At 40.7% G+C, this 21,408-nt stretch carries 15 protein-coding genes; 6 read left to right on the top strand and 9 right to left on the bottom strand.

Translation table 11 applies throughout. From position 1 onward, the window contains the following. Positions 1 to 10: 10 nt before the first annotated feature. From ACTUJY_RS09230 to ACTUJY_RS09215, 4 genes are all read left to right on the top strand, one after another. The gene (locus ACTUJY_RS09230; protein WP_463615793.1) at positions 11 to 730 is read left to right on the top strand and encodes a hypothetical protein; all 720 of its coding nucleotides are present in this window, start codon (positions 11 to 13) and stop codon (positions 728 to 730) included. Between the two features lie 273 nt (positions 731 to 1,003). Next, complete coding sequence (locus ACTUJY_RS09225; protein ID WP_463615792.1) at positions 1,004 to 2,320, top strand: ATP-binding protein; 1,317 nt, start codon at positions 1,004 to 1,006, stop codon at positions 2,318 to 2,320. 18 nt (positions 2,321 to 2,338) lie between these two features. Then, positions 2,339 to 3,691 carry a sigma-54-dependent transcriptional regulator gene (locus ACTUJY_RS09220; RefSeq protein ID WP_463615791.1) on the top strand — a complete coding sequence of 451 codons (1,353 nt, stop codon included), beginning with the start codon at positions 2,339 to 2,341 and terminating at the stop codon, positions 3,689 to 3,691. Positions 3,692 to 3,897: 206 nt separating this feature from the next. Continuing rightward, positions 3,898 to 4,542, top strand: coding sequence for a hypothetical protein (locus ACTUJY_RS09215; protein WP_463615790.1), 645 nt, complete (start codon positions 3,898 to 3,900; stop codon positions 4,540 to 4,542). Between the two features lie 530 nt (positions 4,543 to 5,072). On the opposite strand, the gene ACTUJY_RS09210 is transcribed toward ACTUJY_RS09215, so the two are convergent. Further along, the gene (locus ACTUJY_RS09210) at positions 5,073 to 5,936 is read right to left on the bottom strand and encodes an alpha/beta hydrolase (protein WP_463615789.1); all 864 of its coding nucleotides are present in this window, start codon (positions 5,934 to 5,936) and stop codon (positions 5,073 to 5,075) included. Positions 5,937 to 6,166: 230 nt separating this feature from the next. Between ACTUJY_RS09210 and ACTUJY_RS09205 the strand changes: the two genes are divergently transcribed. Then, entirely contained in the window at positions 6,167 to 8,353 is a 2,187-nt protein-coding gene (locus tag ACTUJY_RS09205) for a winged helix-turn-helix domain-containing protein (RefSeq protein WP_463615788.1), read from the top strand. A 334-nt stretch (positions 8,354 to 8,687) separates the two neighbouring features. Here the strand turns inward: ACTUJY_RS09205 and ACTUJY_RS09200 are convergent, their stop codons facing one another. The 5 genes from ACTUJY_RS09200 to ACTUJY_RS09180 all read right to left on the bottom strand — a co-directional run bounded on the left by ACTUJY_RS09200 (position 8,688) and on the right by ACTUJY_RS09180 (position 16,219). Continuing rightward, positions 8,688 to 9,020 (bottom strand): hypothetical protein, encoded by a 333-nt coding sequence (locus ACTUJY_RS09200; RefSeq protein ID WP_463615787.1) that lies wholly within the window; start codon positions 9,018 to 9,020, stop codon positions 8,688 to 8,690. 638 nt (positions 9,021 to 9,658) lie between these two features. After that, positions 9,659 to 11,617: an acetyl/propionyl/methylcrotonyl-CoA carboxylase subunit alpha gene (locus tag ACTUJY_RS09195; RefSeq protein WP_463615786.1), complete on the bottom strand. Its 1,959-nt coding sequence runs from the start codon at positions 11,615 to 11,617 to the stop codon at positions 9,659 to 9,661. Next, positions 11,614 to 12,771: an acyl-CoA dehydrogenase family protein gene (locus ACTUJY_RS09190; protein WP_463615785.1), complete on the bottom strand. Its 1,158-nt coding sequence runs from the start codon at positions 12,769 to 12,771 to the stop codon at positions 11,614 to 11,616. The genes ACTUJY_RS09195 and ACTUJY_RS09190 overlap by 4 nt, the downstream gene beginning before the upstream one ends. Positions 12,772 to 12,791: 20 nt before the next feature. Next, positions 12,792 to 14,405, bottom strand: a complete 1,614-nt coding sequence (locus ACTUJY_RS09185; RefSeq protein ID WP_463615784.1) for an acyl-CoA carboxylase subunit beta — start codon at positions 14,403 to 14,405, stop codon at positions 12,792 to 12,794. 20 nt (positions 14,406 to 14,425) lie between these two features. Then, complete coding sequence (locus ACTUJY_RS09180) at positions 14,426 to 16,219, bottom strand: acyclic terpene utilization AtuA family protein (RefSeq protein ID WP_463615783.1); 1,794 nt, start codon at positions 16,217 to 16,219, stop codon at positions 14,426 to 14,428. Positions 16,220 to 16,347: 128 nt separating this feature from the next. Between ACTUJY_RS09180 and ACTUJY_RS09175 the strand changes: the two genes are divergently transcribed. Next, on the top strand, positions 16,348 to 16,950 hold the full coding sequence (locus tag ACTUJY_RS09175) for a TetR/AcrR family transcriptional regulator (RefSeq protein WP_463615782.1): 603 nt from the start codon (positions 16,348 to 16,350) through the stop codon (positions 16,948 to 16,950). A 16-nt stretch (positions 16,951 to 16,966) separates the two neighbouring features. Here the strand turns inward: ACTUJY_RS09175 and ACTUJY_RS09170 are convergent, their stop codons facing one another. The 3 genes from ACTUJY_RS09170 to ACTUJY_RS09160 form a co-directional block, all read right to left on the bottom strand. After that, positions 16,967 to 19,222 carry a TonB-dependent receptor plug domain-containing protein gene (locus ACTUJY_RS09170; RefSeq protein WP_463615781.1) on the bottom strand — a complete coding sequence of 752 codons (2,256 nt, stop codon included), beginning with the start codon at positions 19,220 to 19,222 and terminating at the stop codon, positions 16,967 to 16,969. A gap of 116 nt (positions 19,223 to 19,338) precedes the next feature. Continuing rightward, positions 19,339 to 19,770 (bottom strand): GFA family protein, encoded by a 432-nt coding sequence (locus tag ACTUJY_RS09165; RefSeq protein ID WP_463615780.1) that lies wholly within the window; start codon positions 19,768 to 19,770, stop codon positions 19,339 to 19,341. Between the two features lie 167 nt (positions 19,771 to 19,937). Then, the gene (locus tag ACTUJY_RS09160) at positions 19,938 to 21,269 is read right to left on the bottom strand and encodes a hypothetical protein (RefSeq protein ID WP_463615779.1); all 1,332 of its coding nucleotides are present in this window, start codon (positions 21,267 to 21,269) and stop codon (positions 19,938 to 19,940) included. Positions 21,270 to 21,408: the final 139 nt, after the last annotated feature.

The following is a 21,408-nucleotide window of genomic DNA, read 5'->3' as shown; positions in this document are numbered from 1 at the left end:
AGAGCTCTCAATGATTTTTTTAATACTCAGCATCGTCGTATTGGCGATTGCTCCCATAATTGCGCGTCTTTTTGAAAATACGCCGCACTTTGAAGACACACTGTCGAGCTTTTTGCTGGTGGTGTTAGGCGGTATTATTTTCGCCGAACTACTTCCGCTCTCTTATTCCAATGGCGGCTGGCCAGTCATTCCACTTGCTTTTATGGGGTTGATTGGCCCCACTCTCATCGAAAAAGCCTTTCGAAAAGCAGCCGACAGCACCCATCAGATCACTTTGATCATTGGATTTTCCGGCTTGTTACTTCATACAATGGTTGATGGTGCTTCATTAAATGAATTTAAAAGTATTGAGTCCGCTTCACCACTGTTACCTTTAGCCATCGTATTGCACCGTATTCCAGTTGCTCTCTCGGTGCTATGGATCATACGCCCGGTGTTTGGATTCAAAGCAGTTTGGCTGTCTTTATCTGGGCTAGCAATCTTTACGCTTTTTGGTTTTATATTAGGCGTAGAAATGGAAGCGGCCATGACCAGTCAGAATTTCGCTTGGTTACAGGCATTTGTCACCGGAACTCTTATGCATGTATTGCTTCATCGGCCTCACCGTCACCATCATGGCCATCACCATCAACACCAACTGCTCGATCAATTCAAACACTGGCGGAAATACCATTTTCTGGGTGCGTTATTGGGAGTGGTAACACTGCTTGTGCTTTCTATGATCCACTGATGGCCAAGAGCGGTATATTAAACCACAATAGGTAAAAGCACTTTCCCCCGCTGGCATTTATATTGCTATCTCCCTATTTCGAGACTTTGATTGATTTCTCTTAAACGTAATCCAAAGTTACGAAAGTCGAGCGAATACGCCGTCAAAACTGGCTTAGAGCAGATTTCTTATTTTCGACTCTCTTAAATACCTGCATCGACTCGACTACTTGAAAAAGATGATTAATGCTAAGATTTCCCGATATGGGGAAATTGACCGTGGGAATACCGAGATATGTCGCTTAAAAACATTATATTAACGAGCGTACTGATTTTTATGCTGGTTGTCGTAGCCGTCAATGGTTGGCACTTTCACCGAATGACGGAAGATCTCAGCAAACGCTTGGGTGAAGCTGCCTTTGAAGTGAGCAAATCAACCGTGGAGTCGATGCTTTCGCAAAAGTTTAATGCCAGTCTTTTCCTGGTGAACTCAGAATTCAAAAATATCAGTCGCTCACATTTGTCTGGTCAAGTGAAAGAAATCATCATCAACCCTTTCGGTCGAATCCAGCAACAAGTGGATCTTCAACTCAAAGATCAAGCAACGGGTCGCTCAATCGTTTTAAGTCGTAACAAGCAACAATTTGATATCCCAATTCCTAGAACACAGGTCGAAAAAACCGTAGCAGAAGTCCGAAATGAAATCATTATCAGTAGCGGTTTAATTGCTATAACTTCATTGGTATTTTTTGTCCTATTGACTCGAAAATTAATTCAACCTTTACAAAAAATCAGCAACACCAGCAAGGAAATTGGTGCTGGAAAATTTGGTGTTCAGGTAGAAACCAATACCCGTTTTACCGGTAAGGAAGTTCAAGATTTGGTAGCTTCAATCAATAAAATGTCTGGTCATTTACAGCAACTCGAACAACAAAAACAAATGTTACAAGAACGAAAAGCCACCGATGAAATTTCAGAAATCACCCGTGGCCTTGCTCACAGTATTAGAAACCCGCTGCACACCATTTCATTATCACTTGATATCGAGAAAGATAAAACTGAGAGCTTCAATAAACTAAGGCGTATCATTAAAAAGCAAATTGAACGCATTGATACGCACATTCGTAATTTAATGGAAGTCACGACGCATGAATCATTAGCCGCTGAAAATGTTGACCTCATTCGCTTACTCAACGAACTGAAGTCTGAAGTTGCCACGCTGCACCCTAACATCACAATATCGATAGAAGCAGTGAGTAACACACAAACCCTATCTGCCCTACACTCCGAATTACACTCCGTGTTTTCCACATTTTTAAATAACGCCGTAGATGCTTGCAAAGACTACGAAAAAGCGCAGATCAGTTTTCATATTCAAAAACAAGACGAGTTTCTTAGCGTTTCTATACTCGACACTGGGCATGGTGTTGATAAAAGATTAATCGATAAATTATTTACACCACATACTACAAATAAAACCTACGGTGCAGGAATGGGCCTTTATATTACCAACCGAATCGTTAGAGGCCGATACCAAGGAAAAATAGAACATCAAGAAAACAAACCCCATGGCACCATTTTTACTGTATACCTCAAACCACGCATCCACTAGAAACGACTGGATTAAACTATGAATTTGCTAATCGTAGAAGACGAGCAACAACAAGGCGAATTAATTCAGCAGCTGATTGTGCAAAATAGTGAGCATCAGAGTACTTTGGTTCACTCTGCAGAAGCCGCTATTACAAAGCTGCAATCACAAGTAATTGACGCCATTATTTCTGACTGGAAACTCCCTGGTATGGATGGCTTACAACTGCTCGAAAAAGTAAAGCAAGAGTTTCCATCCGTCTCATTTATACTGGTAACTGCATACGGTAGTATCAGCCATGCTGTTACTTGCATTCGAGCTGGCGCCGATGATTATTTGTCAAAACCTTTCGAAAAGGAGCAGCTTTTATTCACTTTAAAAAAGCTAGAGCAAAGCCGTCAATTACATGCAGAGAATCAAAAGCTGAAACAAGAATCTTTGGCGCGAGAGCAACTGGGTGAAATCGTTGGCTCTTCGCCTGCAATGCAAAGGCTGTATCAACACATTGAAAAATTATCTTCCACGTCAATTACTGTGCTGATTCACGGTGAGAGCGGAACTGGAAAAGAACTGGTGGCGCAAGCACTGCATAGTCATTCTGATCGAAAAATGAAGGTTTTTCTTCCCGTTAATTGCTCGACCATTCCGGAATCAATTGCCGAATCCGAATTGTTTGGTGCTGAAAAAGGTGCCTACACAGGTGTAAATCAAAGAAAAATTGGAAAAATAGAAGCGGCAAATGGCGGGACGCTTTTTCTGGATGAAATAGCAGAACTGCCCCTTTCGATTCAAGCAAAGTTACTTCGCTTTCTTCAAGAAGGAACCATCATGCGTGTCGGTGGAAACGAAGAAATCAACGTCGATGTTCGTGTCATTGCAGCATCCCATAAAAGCTTAGCAAATGAAGTTACCGAAAATCGATTTCGGGAAGATCTGTTTTACCGGCTTAATGTAGTCCCCTTGTTACTCCCTCCACTTCGAGAACGTCGAGATGATCTGCCACAATTAATCCAGTTTTTCTCAGAAAAGTTTGCAAATCGGTATCACTGTCCATTGCCTGATTTTTCCAAAGCCGCTCGCAATTGGTTATTTCAATACCATTGGCCGGGTAACATTCGTGAATTAAGTAATTTAATTGAGCGACTAACGGTATTAAATAAAGACCAAACGATTGAAGTAAGCGATCTTGCACTTCCCAATTCATATCAAGTGGAGCAGCAAAAATTCGAGCTTCCCGACGAAGGCATTCATTGGGAAGACTACGAACGCGATATTTTGGTACAAGCTTTACAAAAATCCGAAAATAACCGAACTCAAGCCGCTAAGTTACTGGGTTTAAATTATAAAGCGTTTTTATATCGCCTCGAAAAATACGACATTTGTATTAAATAGCCTCCCGATATCAGGAACTCTTTTCCGTATATCAGGAGGACCATACAATCGTCGATTCGCACCAGGAAAAAAGAATCATATAAAACGCTTAATTTTCAATAGGTTAAAGATTATTATCAAACTGGCATAACATTTGACTAAGTAATATTGAAGGTTTTTAAGCTTTCATTTATTTCTAAATTAAGTCACCTGAAAAGGAGTACAAAATGAAACGATTTAAAACGATTACTCGCGTTGCATTATTCGCATTGATAAGTTTTTCAACGCTCGTAAATGCTGACGAAGAAAAAAATATTTCGGTATTTGTTAATAAAACAAACCACCATAACCCAACGGTAGACATTAAGCTGGATGGCACATCGAGTGTTTTTGAATTACCCGATTTAAGCGAAGGAGAAAGTAAAACCTTCACTTCAGACAACGGCATAACAATTACTGTCAGTAAAAGAAATGGTGACTTGATTGTTACAACGCAAGAAGGTGACGATATCGTTATTCCTTCCATTGACGAAAATAACCTTGCAGCAAGCGTAACAGCACTTCACACGTTTAATCAATTAAAGCAAGACGACACCATTCGAATTATGGCGAAAGGTTTATCCGAGGATCAAAAAGAAACCATAAAGGCATCTATCGCATCAGCGGGAATTACTAAGTCGGTTAAATTCATAGAATCCGATCACTTTAACGTTTTCATTGATGATAATTTCAACAGTTTTATTCAATCAGAGAATAATCATCAAGAGCTTCAAATTGACGAAGATTATGAGTTCGAATCGATTGACAAAAATGGAAATAAACGTATTAAAAAATTGATTATTAGAAACCATAAAGAAAGTGATTCAAAATAGGCTCTGAGTTAACTTTAGTTTAGGGTGGGTTCACCAAAAGCGTTATCCACCCTATTCGCTCATTTTTTTGCGCCTTAATTTACTGATGAATGGCACAGCGGTTACTTGATTGACTGATTGTTTCTAAGTGTGTCGATAATTTTCGCGTCGACCCAGTAAATATCCACATCCGTATTGTCATTATTAATGCCGTCATCGACACGACTAATGAAAAGAATGTATTGACCGTCTGGAGTGACACTGGCATAAGCATCCCACTTATCCGAATTAACCGAAGGCCCTATATTGACAGCGGGCCCCCACTGTTTAAAGCTGGTATAGAGATCAGAGAGCCTCCGTAGCCGCCTTCTCGTTCGCTATCCCAAATCAAATAGCTCTCGTCTGGCGCTATAAACGGATGAGCGGTCCATTTACCTGAGTTCACGACCGAACTCATTAATTTTGGCGAATGGGAAACTCACTTTGACAAAAAGCTGTATCCGTCGTTGTTACAATCAAAAGGATCAGGATTATCGTTGTATAAAAAAAGCTCATGACTCACTTCCCTTACTTTGCAAGTTCGATAACCATCTCAAACTCTGTACCGCCATCATTGGAGAGGAATCGCTATGCCCAGCTGAATCAACAACGATATGATTTATAGAAGTTAAAGCTTTATATTTTTTACTTTTCAGCGTAGAAATAAAATTTTCGACGTGAGGGCGCAACTCTTCTTCTAATTCTCCATAGGAAATAAAAACGTTAATTTCTAGCGCCTTATGCTTTAATGCGGCATTTTCTTGAGCAAAAAGATCAGGTCCGTTACGCCATATGCTTGGACTTCCGAGTATATAATTTTTAAAAGAGTCAGGATGCGCAAATAATGCGTAGGTGCCAAAAACCCCACCAGCAGAAAAACCAAAGTATGTTCGATTACTGGGGTCAGTTCGATAGTTTTTCTCTACATACTTAAAAACATCGTTGCGAATAAAAGCCAAATGGCTCTCGGCTTGTCCAAATGTTATTTTGGGGTGTCTTGGATTAACCTTTTTCTTAAAAGAATAATCACCATATCGACTAAATTGAGGCCCGTATTGTTGCTTGATCTCTTCCGAAATATCTTTCTGCCAGGAAATGCCCACCAATATAACGTCTTCCATCATAAAAAAGGTAGCCGATGATAAAAGTTCGATATGCCAAACGGCGTCCGTAAAATAGATTACTGGGTATTTTTTGTCCTGGTTCTCTGAGTAATTTTCGGGCAGCTTTATGAGCAGTTCGTATTGCTTTTTCGATTGCGTATCTTTAATCGGAATAACTTGTGTTCTGGGCATTTTGTATATATTTTGTTCTGCAGCTTCGAGCTTTAAACAAGGCAGCAATATTAAAAAAATTAACAGTAAACGCATTTTCATTTTTACCTCTGGGTGTAAGGTGTCGATCGAATTCAGTTGAGGCATTAAAAGTAAGCAAACCCAAGTGAAAAAGCATGAAGTTCACCTGACGTCTTTCTGAAATCTTACTGACGTTAAAATTACGTATAAATATCAACGAGTTGAAGGTCAAATTTAGCATCGTCAGAAGGTTGTGCTAATATGAGTTTCCTAATATTCCAGCACCAATTTTCAACATGGAAGGCGCACACATGGCCGAACAATATTGGGTAGGCGATTACTTCATCGACTTATCCAGAAATCAAATCACACAAAAAGCACGATCTCAGACGGTTCCCCCTAAAGCACTGGCAGTACTCACCTATTTAGCTAAAAACGCTAATCATGTTGTTCGCCATGATGAGTTACTAGCGGAGGTTTGGCCTGACACAGTGGTTACCCCGAATACCTTGCACCGAAGCATCGCCCAATTAAGGAAAGCACTGGGGGAAGATACTCAAAATAAATCCTATATAAAAACCCATGCCAAACAAGGGTACAGCCTGGAGTGTGAAGTTCGGTGGCAAAACCAATTCAATGTCGACTCACTGGCTGAACAAGTGCCATTATCAAACTCAAAAATAGCTCAGTCATCAGTCGCTGAAATCACTCCATCAGAAACGAAGCGGATAGACAACGCCTCGCAAAACCGTACTGTAAAAACTCAGGTTGCAAAAAAAAACCGTTCGATCACACGTTTGCTTACACTCAGCATTGGAATTATCACTTTAGGAATTATGGGATTTACCTACCTGACACCATCGCAATCACCGAAATTATCTGTAGGAGAAATACGTGCATTAACTGCCACAGATAATAAAGAGTTTGCCAGTATTTATTCTCCAGATGGTCAATACATTATTTTCCATCGCTACTCAACTGAAGACTGCATTAACAATATCTGGGCAAAAGATACGAAAACACAGAAAGAGTATCAACTTACAAAGAACTTCGACGCTTATGGCAGACATAGTTTCTCCAAAGATGGTAAACAATTGGTCTTTATTAAAACCGGAAGTTGCAATGAACTGGTCGCTCAAAAAAAATGCTACCAACTCATGAGCCTTGACTTTCACAAAGCCCTTGAAGCACCTCAACCTATGCGCGTTTTATTAGAGTGCAAAAACTCAGAAATCAAAAATCCTCGATGGTTAAATAACAACAATATCGCTTTAATGCAAAAGCATTCGAAGCGCTGGAAACTAATCAGCTATTCCACCACTGAAAATAAAAGCCAAGATATTTATGCGTTGGATGATGGTAATTTAATCGACTACGACTACTCGACAAAAGATGATTTAATCGCACTGACCAGTTTTCACAATAATGGTAATTATTATTTTGAAGTACTAAAGTCGGATGGTCAGGTTTTATCCAGCCATCGAATAAATTACCCAAATGAAATTGCGAATTTTCGGCTTATCTATCCCAATTTTTCGCCTTTCGAAAATCAATTTATTTTTAGCACAGGCAGACAACTCTTTACACTGACTCATGATGGTCACATATCCAATATCAGTTTACCACTTGATGAACCTATGGGATCACCTGTCTTTCATCCCGATGGTAAGCGAATGTTGGTGATTAAAGGTCATTACGACAGCGATATTGCTTCAATACCACTATCGCAAATTAAAGCAATTAATAGCCAAAACACTCATTACTCAATTATAGAGCGTTCAATTGTTGGAGAAGACAGTGCCCAATTCCAACCCAATGGTCAATTCATTGCTTATAAATCGGAACGTTCTGGGGATGAACAAGTTTGGTTAACCGACGGTAAAGACGCACAACAACTCACCCATTTTCCTATGGATACTTATTTATCCGGTATGGACTGGGCCGCAGATGGGCAAAGCATTTTAGTTAATGTTATTCATGAGCTTAAACAAATATTTTTGGACGGAACAGAAAAGAATTTTTCATTAGAATACCCAATTACAAAACTGTTTCAATGGGATAGCGAAAGTCAAATCGCTTTAGTAAACATTCGAATTAAAGGGATATTGAAATTCGCCGAGATTGATTTAACAAATTCTAAAGTCCGTATCATTAATGATAAAAATATTAATTGGGCACTAAAAAGTGAGAGTGGACAATTAATTTATACGGATCATATGGATCGATTCTGGCGACCAGGTCCGGCCGAAGATCAGCTCATAGAAACCTTGAAACATCAAGGAAGCGATAAACACTTCGTAATAAAAGACAATGTTATTTACGGTATTAATGAAGACTTTCAATTGTGGTCATATTCACTTAGCGAAGAAAAACTCGACATCATCGGAGATGTCCCTAAAAATATCGATTATATAACCGATATGAATCAGGCAGAACTTTTAATGACAATACGAATATCGGCTAAAAAAGAAGTGGCCGAACTTACTTTGAAGGACTGAATTGTAGTAGCTCATACTTGAGCAGACACTTTGAAGCCAAGAGTTTAACTTAATCGTACAACTTATATTATTGCTAGTACAAATATTATTATCAGAGTCCACTAGCTTAAACCAAAGGACCTTTCTCCAAGGTGCATTAAGCGTTTGCTCAGCAGTATGATATCGAATATCACCAATATGTCCTGTAGCATTCTGTGTAGCTGCTAACGAAGCTAAAGAGAAGACACATATAGAAAATAACAGATATATGTTTTTCATAGTTTTCCTACTTTGTTTATAACGATCAATTGAGACGCGCGAGTTGCGCGTCGTTCTCTAATGCATGGTTATATTTTTACTTCTTGATGCGTATTTCTGTTACTTTACACTGAGCATTTGTTAGATAAAGTGCAACCTTTTTACCACTCATCATGGCCGCCAGTAAGTTAGACTGAATTCTATCAATTCCAGGATGCTCTGGATAAATAGAAGCATAAGAAGCACCATAACCACTTTGAGAAACACAATTCCGCAATAGAGGAGACAATTTCACGTTAATTCCTCCGTTTGCGGTAACCACCAAGTCTGCAACTTCAGATTCTTGAGTCCACCCTGGTCCATCTGCCCATGCAGTTACTGCTCCAAATGCAAAAACAAACATTACTATTTTTTTGATGACTCTATTCATTAAAACTCCAAAATTCTAAATATAACATTAGTGATATGAGGACCCTAAGAACCGCATATCCATTTATCTCATTCTGGTGATTTTCCCATATTTTTGAATAATTACATACAGTTAAGATTACCACCTTCTCATAATGAAATAGGAAAAAGCGGACCAGATTTCAGTATAATACCCCTGGTCATTTATCACACCAAAAAAAACGCACTAAATCAATTACTTACAACGCTTCCCGAAATTCTACGGAGAAATTACGGACCGAATACGCCATAGATAGCCCAAAATATAGCAGGCTTATTGCGCAAACATGTCAATGGACAAAGGTTAAAAGTGTTCAGAAAATATATCGAGCAAGAAGGAAGCTGGGATATGCCAGGTTTAAGATATCAGCCGAAATCGACTGCCTGAGCATATTAAACTCTCATAATCAAAAATAAAGGTTCGGCTGCAGACTAATCCACCTGAATCAACTAGAAAATGAGACTTCATTCGTCTGAGGTTTCCCCAAGATCAATAGCTCTTACTTGATTGAGTGTTTTTCAATTAAGAACTTAAACTCATCGCACAACTCGAGGATATTCTAAATGGCAAAAGTGCTCCAATACACAAAAACCAACGTGGTAAATTTATAATTAACTTCGTTAACCAATAGAAACCAATAATTGTCGACTTTTAACTTGCTCCCCCGTAGATATCAGCACATCCGTAACCACTCCATCAAAATTTGCCTTAAGCGCGTGTTCAATTTTCATCGCTTCCAAAACGGCTAATGTTTGATCTTTCTTCACGGCTTCCCCTTTTTCAATAAACACTTTTACAACCGAACCGTCCATAGGTGCACGAATTTGGCCATCAATAATTTGACTTTCCGTTGATGGCGGTTGAAATGTTATGTTTTCAATAAATACATCGCCTTCATTACTCTCCAAATAAACACCCTTTTCCGTCACCGAATAATGGACAGATCGCAGGAAATTATTGAATTGATATTGGCAGACACCGCTATTAAGTTTTAAACGCTGAAAGTGAAAGTTATACTGCTCCTGCTCGAAACCAAGCTCCACATGTACTTGACTTCGTTCGCATTTGAGCTTTGTTGAAAATGGACCTTTACTAAATTTCCACATGCGATGGATTGTTACTCCTGATTCCAGCATCGTTTCTATTCCATTATTTTGACTCATAGCTTCTATAACACCTACAAGAGCCAACAATTCTTTACTTACCTCTGATTGTATTAGCTTCGACACGACCTCTTTATTTAAAAAATTCACCGTTATTTTTCCATCGATAAATGCTGCGTGATTCAGTAATCGGTTTAAAAATAACTTATTGTTTTTCACTCCTCGTATGACACTGTCTTTCAAAACCTTATTTAACTTACGTCGTGCCACCTCACGCGTTTCACCCCACGCAATCCACTTTCCCAATAAAGGATCGTAAAACGAAGGAATATTAGCGCCTGTCTTAAGGTAAGAATCAACTCGAACACCGCTCAATGTTGGCAAAGCAAACTTCGTAATTTGGCCGGCTTGCGGTAGAAAATTACTTTCAGGATCTTCGGCATAGAGTCGGGCTTCGATTGCATGTCCAAAATATTGAATGTGCTCTTGTAAAAGCGGTAATCGCTCTCCGTTGGCAACAGAAATTTGCCAAGCAACCAAATCTTGTTGGTGTATCATTTCAGTTACCGGATGTTCAACTTGAAGACGCGTGTTCATCTCTAGAAAATAAAAGCGTCCGGATTCATCCATTAGAAATTCGACTGTACCTGCACCTAAATAATCGCAACACTGTGCAACGACAATTGCCGCTTCGCCCATTTTTTTTCGTATTTCATCGGTAACTGCGGGTGAAGGACTTTCTTCAATAATTTTTTGATGTCGCCTTTGGGTTGAGCAATCACGCTCAGTAAAATAAACGTAGTTTCCGTGGCTGTCAGCAAATATCTGAACTTCAATATGACGCGCAGGTTGAATCAACTTTTCCAGAATAAGTTCGCTGCTGCCGAATGCATTAAGGGCTTCCGAACGAGCCGAATCTAATAGCTCTTGCATGTTTTCAGCAGACGACGCAAGTCTCATACCTCTTCCACCACCTCCAGCTGCCGCCTTTATCATTATCGGAAAGCCGATGTCTTTTGCAGCGTTAATGAATGCATCGTTCGATTGATCATTGCCTTCATAACCGGGTATACAGGGCACGCCAACCGCTTGCACCGCAATTTTAGCTTTACGTTTATTGCCCATAAGCTCTATGGCTTCCGATGGTGGACCAATAAAAGTGATATTATTTTCTTCACAAGCACGTGCAAAGTCAGCGTTTTCTGAGAGAAACCCATAACCAGGATGAATGGCGGTGGCACTCGACTGTCGCGCGGCATCTATGATTCGTTCAATGCTAAGATAGGACAAATTAACCTCTGACGAACCAATATCTATTGCTTCATCGGCTAATTCAACATGCAAACTATCAGCATCGGCATCGCTGAATACGGCAACAGTATCGAAGCCCAACTCTTTTGCAGTACGAATAATACGAACCGCAATTTCACCACGATTCGCGATGAGTATTTTTTGAAACATAGAGCGTTTATTCATGTACGTTTTTCCGGCAATAGTTCCATTGTTTTGCAAATAATGTTCAGCATGATTTCATCTGCCCCTCCACCTATCGATGCGAGCCGACCATCACGCAAATATCGAGACGCAAGGTTGTCCCACATAAATCCCATTCCACCCCAGTATTGCACGCTACTGTCAGCAACTTCTCGTGCCAATCGCCCGGCTTTGAGCTTCGCCATAGACGCTAAACGTAATACATCTTTGCCATGAATGTATTCTTCACAACACCGGTAGACTAAGGCGCGCAATGCTTCGATTTCCGACTGCAACTCCGCGAAGCGAAAATGAATGACTTGATTGTTGATCAGTGGTTGTCCAAACGTTTCTCGTTCTCGACAATATACGATGGTCTCATTGAGTACATTTTCAGCACCCTTTAAACAGTTCGCGGCCGCCCACATGCGTTCTTCTTGAAACTGCATCATCTGGATCATAAATCCTTTATTTTCTTCACCAATCAAAAATCGTTGTGGAATTTTTACATTATCAAAAAAGACTTGAGCCGTTTCAGACGACCGCATACCTAATTTGTTTAAAGGCTTATCAATTTGAATGCCCATTGCGTCTCTAGGTACAATCATTAACGACTTATTCGCATGCATCGGCCCATCACCCGTATTAGCCAATAAACAAAAAAAGTCGGCCGACGGCGCGTTGGTGATCCACATTTTGCTGCCATTGATAACAAAATCTCCCGCCTGCTTTTTCGCAGTCGATTTTATATTGGCTACATCGGAGCCAGCACCAGGTTCACTCACAGCAATGGCCGCCACACGTTCACCACGGATTGCTGGTGATAAAAATTCTTTGCAAAGTTCTTCTGAGCCAAAACGCGCCAATGCAGGCGTTGCCATATCGGTTTGCACACCAATGGCTAGCGGGACACCGCCACAATGAATAGCACCTAATTCTTCAGCAAGCACCATCGCATAACTGTAGTCCAGGCCTTGACCGCCAAATTTTTCTGGCTTATTCACACCCAGCAACCCCAGCTCTCCCATTTTTCTAAATACATGATGAATAGGAAAACGCCCAGCTTCTTCCCATTCATCGACAAAGGGATTGATTTCTTTGTGGATGAATTTTTGAACCACATTACGAAGCTCCTGATGCTCCTGGGTTAATTGCATGATGGTCTCCTGTCGTCGTTCTATCTTGAAATACCGTAAGTGTTTGTGTTCAACTTTCGACTTGCTGCTTCGTTCACAATGTCCAACAAAGTGGCTAAAACTTTTCGTGTATCACGCGGGTCAATGATTCCATCATCCCAAAGTCGCGCAGTGCCATACAAAGCCGTCGATTGTTGTTCTAATTTGTTTGCCGTTTCTTGCTCAATTTGATTCAGTTGATCTTCACTGGGTATTGTACCGGTAGCTTTCAATTTGGCTTCTGTAACTATTCGAAGTACCTTACCGGCTTGTGCCCCGCCCATCACTGCCGTTCGACTCCGAGGCCAAGAAAAAATAAAATGAGGATCCAGTCCGCGTCCGCACATCGCGTAATTGCCTGCGCCGTAAGATCCTCCTACTACCATTGAAAATTTTGGCACTCGTGCATTAGCAACTGCTTGAATCATACGGGAACCTTGCTTAATGATGCCTTGCTGCTCGGCTTCGGTGCCTACCATAAACCCAGTGGTGTTATGTAAAAATAACAGCGGTCGATTGGATTGATCGCAAAGTTGAATAAATTGAGCAGCTTTTGTAGCCCCCTGCGCCGTGATTGGACCGTTATTTCCAATCACTCCCAAGACATGACCTTCAATACTCATCCACCCACAAACGGTCAGTGGATCGTAATTTTCCTTGAATATCAAAAACTCGGAATCATCTGCAATGCGAGCAATAATTTCTCGAACATCGTAAGGTGTTTTTGGATCCGAAGGCACGACACCGAGTAACTCTTCAATATCGTACCTTGGTGCTAAATATACTTTATTATCGTTAGGTTGCTTTTCAGTTTGCCAGTTAAGCGTTTTAACCAATTCACGTGTAAACCTTATAGCATCTGCATCATTTTCAGCCAGGTATTCTGAAGTTCCTGCAATAGAACAATGCATTTCAGCTCCACCGATTGCTTCATCGGTTGCGACTTCTCCCGTAGCGGCCAACAATAGAGGAGGACCGGCTAAAAACATTTTCGCTTTATTTCTTACCATAATGACGTAGTCGGACAAACCGGGTTGGTAAGCGCCGCCCGCAGTAGCACTTCCATGAACAACAGTAATCTGTGGAATGCCTAGCGCAGACAATCTTGCTTGTTCTGCAAAAGCTCTAGCGCCTTCAACAAACACTTCTGCCGCATAGTTCAAATTTGCTCCACCACTTTCCGAAAGCGATATAAAAGGTAATTTATTTTGTTTCGCTATTTCGATGAGCCTTAATGCTTTGTTCAAGCCGGCAGGTGTAATGGTGCCGCCTTTAATCGCACTGTTGTCGACTCGAACCAAACATCGAATACCCGACACATAACCAATACCCGAGAAACTGTTTCCTCCAGCAAGCGTACCGTCGGTATCATCATGCATTTGGTAACCGGCTAATGAGCAGATTGGCAAAAAGGGTTTGCCTGCATCCAGTAAAAGCCCGAGCCGTTCTGTTGGTAACAGTTGGCCCCGTTTTTCAAACGTGGATTTTTTTGATTCGGTTTGTAGCACCACTTTGTTTTCTATATCGCGAAACTCATGTAAGGCTTGTTGCATGGCTTCACGGTTGTTTTGAAACGCTCGAGAATGCGTTTGAATTTTCGACTCAATCACAGGCATATTTTGCTCGCCGTTTAATTTTAATTAATTTGATCAGCAATGGTTTTGGAAACAGGCACCGGAAACTCCAGCAATTGTTGTGCGAACGCTTTACCTTGAGGATCAATTCGTAAGCTAGCAATACCACCACCATCAAGGCTGTGCTTTAGCAGAAAATTAAGTGCATGAACTCCCGGAAGTTTCCAACGATGTACTGTACTTTTGGCGCTATCGAGGCAATGAGCCATATATTCAGAGACCGCTTCTTCGGTTAACGCTGATTCAATATAAGGTAAATATTCGGATTTACGCGCAATCACCCCAATGTTCGAGTGATCACCTTTATCGCCACTGCGAGCAACCGCAAGTTTAATAAGTGGCACAGTGATTCCTGCCCCCTCTACTGAAGTTTGACTCGGTATTTCATTGTGAGGTTTAGGTTTTGAGCATTCAGTATTTCGTAGAGTGAGTGCTGTGGTTTCATTATTCATATGAAGTTGAATATTCACCATTGATTTCGGAATAAGCGTAGAGAACAAACGAATCACAGGAGACGGTTTAGGACGTCCACCAACCAACCCTGTAATACCAGGTGCCATTGCCGTAGCCGCTTGAGCAATTTCTTTAGAAAATAAGAATAACGCTTTTATCTCTTGATGAGTAACGGTGATTTTAACGACAACCTCACGACTACTATTAATAGAGCGATGGGCTCCATAGGTCGACTCACTGCCGAGTATTTCTATGGATCGACGTTCAAAGTCTTGCCAACCGAGTTGAGAAAATAAATTTTTTACTTTCTGAATTATTGCTTCGGCAGTGCGTTGCGCTTTACGCGTCGCATCGATACCCGCCAATAAAAATGTCGCAGTGATTCGAAATCCATCGGGGTAAACAATTGAGGCTTTGTAGGTATCTGTTGGCGCTCGCCCTATTGCTCCTGTAACCTTTACACAGTTTTTAGATTGTTGTTCCAATTTAACTTGTCGAAAATCACAAATCACATCGGGCAAAATATAATTGGCCGGATCAGCAATTTCGTAAACCAACTGTTCGGCAACAGTGAGCGTTGAAATTAAACCTCCGGTGTTATCCGGTTTTTGAACGAAAAAGCTACCATCGGGATAACATTCCGCAATAGGGAATCCCATATCTTCATAACCTGGAACCGATTCCCAATCGGTAAAGTTTCCGCCAGTACATTGAGTTCCACACTCAATGATATGCCCTGCAAGACTGCCCTGTGCCAATTTATCGTAGTCGCTCATTGACCAGCCAAACTCATAAACTAACGGACCAAGTACTACAGCGCTATCCACGACTCGTCCCGTGATCACAATATCTGCGCCAGCTGCAAGTGCATCTGCAATGGGTTGCGCGCCAAGATACGCATTAGCACTAACGATTGTTTCCGGTAAAACTGCACCGGTATCCATTTCAACGATCGGGCTTCCGTAAAATTCTGACAACGGTGTTAAATCATCACCCATAATGCAAGCGATTTTTAGCTGTATATTGTTTTCTTCAAACAGCTTTTGCAAAGCATCACAACACGCTAACGGATTAACACCTCCGGCGTTACTGATGACTTTAATGCCTTTTTGTTGAATCTCGCTCGCTAATGGCTTTATCACATCGGTTACAAAGTCAGTTGCGTAACCTAACTCCGGTGACTTTTGTTTTGCTGACGCTAAAAGCGACACGGTAATTTCCGCCAGATAATCAAATACCAGGTAATCGAGACTGCCTCCACGAACCAACTGAAAGGCTGCCGTTTGAGTATCACCCCAAAAGGCACTGGCACAACCAATGCGAACCGAGCACTTTTCCGCCATAAATCGTTTTACCGAATCATTAGGTTATGGCAAACGATTAAAACCTGATTTACAATACCAAGCAAGCGCTTGGTTTAATGATTTTTACTTTTATCTCAATAGGATATTAGGCTTTACTGATTACCGTGATGAATACCGCTGCTCCTATCAATATTATCAACGGTCTCGACGACTCTCCTCGAGGCAAGTTACTTAGTGCCGCCGCTCACCTTTTTAAAAACAAAGGATTTGAACGCACCACCGTTCGCGACATAGCCAGCGCTGTGGGCATTCAATCCGGCAGTATTTTTCATCACTTTAAAACTAAAGAAGAAATTCTTTACTCGATTATGGTTGAAGTGATTCGCTTCAATACTGCTCGAATGAAGGCGGCACTGGCTCAATGCGGGTCCACAAAGGAGCAGTTACGCGCCTTAATCGAGTGCGAATTGAATTCAATAAATGGTGATACCAACGAAGCGATGGTTGTTTTGGTTTATGAGTGGCGAAGTTTGAGTGAAAGCAACCAACAACGAATTTTGTCCATGCGTGAAGACTATGAACAATTATGGCTCGACGTATTACAACAACTGTACGATCAAGATGAAGTCAAAACCGAACCGTTTATATTACGACGACTGCTCACCGGCGCGTTGAGTTGGACAGTGAACTGGTATTCCACCGACGGTCGACTAGATTTTTCTGAGCTAACAAATCAAGTTTTAAACATGGTGCTTCGAAATTCAAAATAACGACTTCACTCGTTGATTACCAGTGGCCATTAAAAGAAATAAAATAAGTTCGCCCCGTTTGTATGATTAAAGAGTTTTGATACCCCAGTGCGCGCTCATCAAACCGCTCACCTGAATTCGCGTGCTCTCCTCCGGGCTGAGAATAAGTTTTGTCGAAAATATTGTTAACCGAAAAAGTTATTGAGTGATCAGGCTTTTGATAACGCAGGTTTATATTCACTAAATGATAACTTGGTAACGGCTTATCATCAGCCCGCAAAGGATTCCTGCTATAAAGCACTCTTTTACTAACAAATTGACTTCTTAAATTGACCGCCCAACGATCACTGAAGGGTATGTCAACGCCCATATTCACTTTATGAGGTGCAATATCTCCAATTTCCGTTTGACCATCAGCCCATTCACTAAGCTCATGGTCAAAATAGATATCACTGATTGTTCGTGTATAGGTGTAGTACAGGTAGCCAGTGATATCATTAGTATTGTCAATGGAACTCACATATTGAAATTTGCCTCGATACTCCAACCCTCGAATATCTCTTCGGCCCGTGTTTTCAGCTTCTTCCTGAATGACATTTTTATAATGAGCTTTAAAAACGGACACGTCATGTAACCAATGCGTTGTTTGGTACAGCATTATAAATTCCAGGTTCCTTGCTTTCTCTGGTTTTAAGTCCACGTTTGCATTGCGTCCACTCCAGCTTCCAAATAATGCTTGCGCGGAAGGCTCCTGAAAAGCGGTTCCCAAAAGTAGCTTGAAGGTGGTTTGACGAGAATAGTTGTAAATGGCTGAAGCTCGGGGATTGATTGATGCCCCATAAATACTGTTTTTATCGTATCGAATACCCGCATTAAATAAATAAGGGCTCTTGTCGATGCTTGCTTGTAGATAAGTACCTTTATCATTGAACGTAATCAAATTATCATCGGGCATATTTGACAATGGACCGGGCTGTATTGCATAACGATCACTGCTACTGTGATCGATTCCTGCTCCTAAACCCAAAGGACCCATGTTTTGCGCATCCGCACTTGAACAAAACGCATCGGCCCAATAGCCGCAAACATCGTAAGCTCTCGTTAATGTTTTTCGCTCGTATTTCCAACCACCATTGATGCGTATATTACTTTTCGGCTGCCAATCGTAATCTTGCTTTAACAACCAACTGTTATTCTCTGAGTTCCAGCCAGATAGGCTAACAAATGAATACTCTTCAAAGCCTGGCGTTGAATCGGGTTCTGCTTCAGCCCAGTCTCCCCAGGTACGATTTTCTCGATAGAGCAACATCGATGTTAGCGACAGTTCACGTGATAAAATGCTGTTGTATTTTATAAACGTTTGGTTAGATGAATGATTCCAAAATGCATTGGGTTGAGCATGATCGAAACTGTAGTAAACACCATAACCACTGCGCGCTTTCCAGTTTAGGGTGCCTATGGAAAAATGAGCGTAATGTAAATCACCTTGAAAGCTTTTCGATTGCGAAGGACTGTAATACTCGCCATAACGGATCCCGTTATGTGACTCATTCAGTATTGGTCCCCAAACGTTTTGGTCCGATAACCAGGATTCGCTCGCAAACCCCCACTTTGAGTTAAAGTCTCCTATTTCCGGTCCTTCACTGTCGTAAAATCGAGTGGAAAACTGATACGAAAGCTTATCTTGCTTTGCTTGAAAATGAGCATCGATACTTTTGGACTCAAAACTTCCGTACTGCGCGCGATTACGAAACAAAAAAGTATTTTCTCCTTTTTCTAACGATGGGGTAACGATATTAATAATACCCATAAACGCATTCGCACCGTAAATTGCACTGGCTGGCCCATAGAGCACTTCCACTCGCTCTACGTTTAATAAAGTATACTGCTGCAACAATTGCACTTGTTGAGACCAAAGATGGTTATCAACAATACCGTTGACCATTATGAGAGTACGTGTCGAGGATGGTGTCCGGTACCCTCTCTGATAGAAGTTGAGCTGACTGGTCCCCGAAATATTAATTGAATCGAACCCTGGAAGATCACCAATGACATCATTAAGGCTTTGATAGCCTCTCTTTTGAATATCCTTATCCGTAATGACCACTATTGCTGCAGGAGCGTCTCGAAGACTTTGATCAATTCCAGAAGCGATTTTCACTTTTATTTTCATCAACTCTTCAATACCGAGACTGAACAGGTCGTCACGATAACCATCAGGTTCCTCGCAAAGACTCAGCCCAGACACCAGAAGAATCAGTGCCGATAATAGAGTTGAAGAAACTCTGCTCATCCTCGTTATTGACCCCGAAATAGAGAAAAAATTGAGACTGGAGATTTAAAACTCTAAGTATAGACATTGAGAAAAATGGCATCAAAGTTTAGCAAAAACAAAGATAAGGCATGAACTTATTGGTTCAAAGTTTTAATGTGCTCGATAAATCCTGGAAATTCTATGTGCCTTTCTGTTGTCAACGCCGAATCGGGTTCCCAAGAAGCTCTCGAACCCCAAAATATATGCGAAACAACCTCTAACTTAATACTATCATTTTCCTCCAGCAAACCAGCGGGCACCCAATAATAATCTAATTCGCGAAGTGGGTTAGGAACAGGTGAGCCGCACTTCAAACAAAAGTCCGACCGAAAACCGGAATCTTTTACCCAACTGGAAATACTGTCTGAGCCACATATAAAACGAAGTTTATCGACTGGTACGATAGTCGCTGCATTAGAGTATGTTCCACTTTGCTTTCGGCACAGTGAACAATGACACTGATAGAGTTTTAATTGTTCAGAGTCGATTTCAAATTCAACGTTACCACACAGGCATTTACCGTGCATTAGGTCCACTCCTAATTAATACAATTAACCTTACTACATTCAGAGCCAGTATCACTTTAAGTCATGTCAACTGGCGAATTGTACTTATGAATGAGTTCTTATATCACTTATAATCGCTCAGTTTTTGCGTTTGGATTTACGAATTACAATTGCAACTAAACACCTCATTACACTTCTAATCCATCAGGACCAAAAAAACGCTCATCAGCATCCCGAATAAACTTTATTTGCGTATTAGTAAAGTGCCATGTTTTTGCTCGAACAATACTCTCGCCAGAAACAACAGAATTTGCAATAGTTAGATGCAAATGATTTCTTCCTTCTGTATGTAATATATCTGAATCACTTGTAGTGGTGATATTTCTGATGCTAACAAAATCCTTATGCGCAGGAATATAAGGAGCTTCTTCTATTTTTATTCCACCAGTACCTTTCAAATGCATTGAGTTGATATCTACACTTGCTTGATAAAGGCATAATGCGGGTTTGCTTTCAACACCTTCAGAATACCAATTATGTATACTTAAAGTCCGGCAACGAGAAATTTTTGCTTGATAGCTATCCGTATTACTTGCACATCCTTGAATAATAATGTCATTTAGGTGAATAGCTTGTGAATAATGGCTACCTGAACTCTCTATTCTTAACCCATACCCATTGCATTCATTTACAAAAACCTTATTTAAGCTTAGGGTTGTAAAATATAGCGCTGGATCTGAAGGGACCGCTGTAATTCCTCTACCACAAAACTCAACTTCAACATTATCAATGTTAGCGTTCCAAGTTCCATCTAACTCTATTGCAGATTTAAAATTTCTAATTACCACATCTTGAACTTTTATTCGCGAAGAAAAATTGATCCCAGCCACTTCATGCCTAATAAATATTCCTGTACCGTATAATACATTGTCGCCTTCTATAGTAATATTTTCAAAGCTTGAAAAAGTAGATAATTGAAACAGTTTGAAATCTCTATTTCCTGTTATGCACTTAATAATAACACTGTCTTTGTTCTCACCGACCCACTGAGTCTTATCGCCAAGAGTTAAAGTTTCTTGAGGCGAAAACTGATATTCTCCTGTAGGTATGTATACCGGTAATTTTGTACTATTCGAAAACGAATTTGCTCTAATTAAAGCATCTGTTGTTAAAGTTAACTCGCCATTGTTCCTATGAGCTCCATACTGAAGCACATTAATTACATTGCCATGTATAAGTTCGGCTTTTAGTCCATTTGCCAAAGAGTGAAATGCACCGCCTTCCTCCCCGACCGAACACTCAACTTTTATTTTATATTGACCTCCTCCTCCATCACCTGCGATGTAATATCCTTCGGTAACAACATAATCCCCTTCTTTCAAATCTGTTGAAAGCTTCATATCTGATATGTTACTAAAAACTTTTAAATTTCGGCCCGTCTCAGCAGCAGTAGCATTTTGCGTAACTAACACTGAGGTTGCGCCTAAAAAAGCGCTTCCAATTAATCCACGTCGATTCACTTTGACTCCATTTTTAGATAAATTCTAAAGAAAAGCCGTATTTTACGGGTCATTACATTTTTCATCCACAACTATTCCAACATCGAGATATCCAAACCACATAAACAACCGACTCAACCAATAAAAACCCCACACTTCT

The organism is Pleionea sp. WD8-19 (assembly GCF_055326765.1).
Note: the sequence above shows the minus strand (reverse complement) of the source record. Positions and strands in the feature narration are given on the sequence as shown.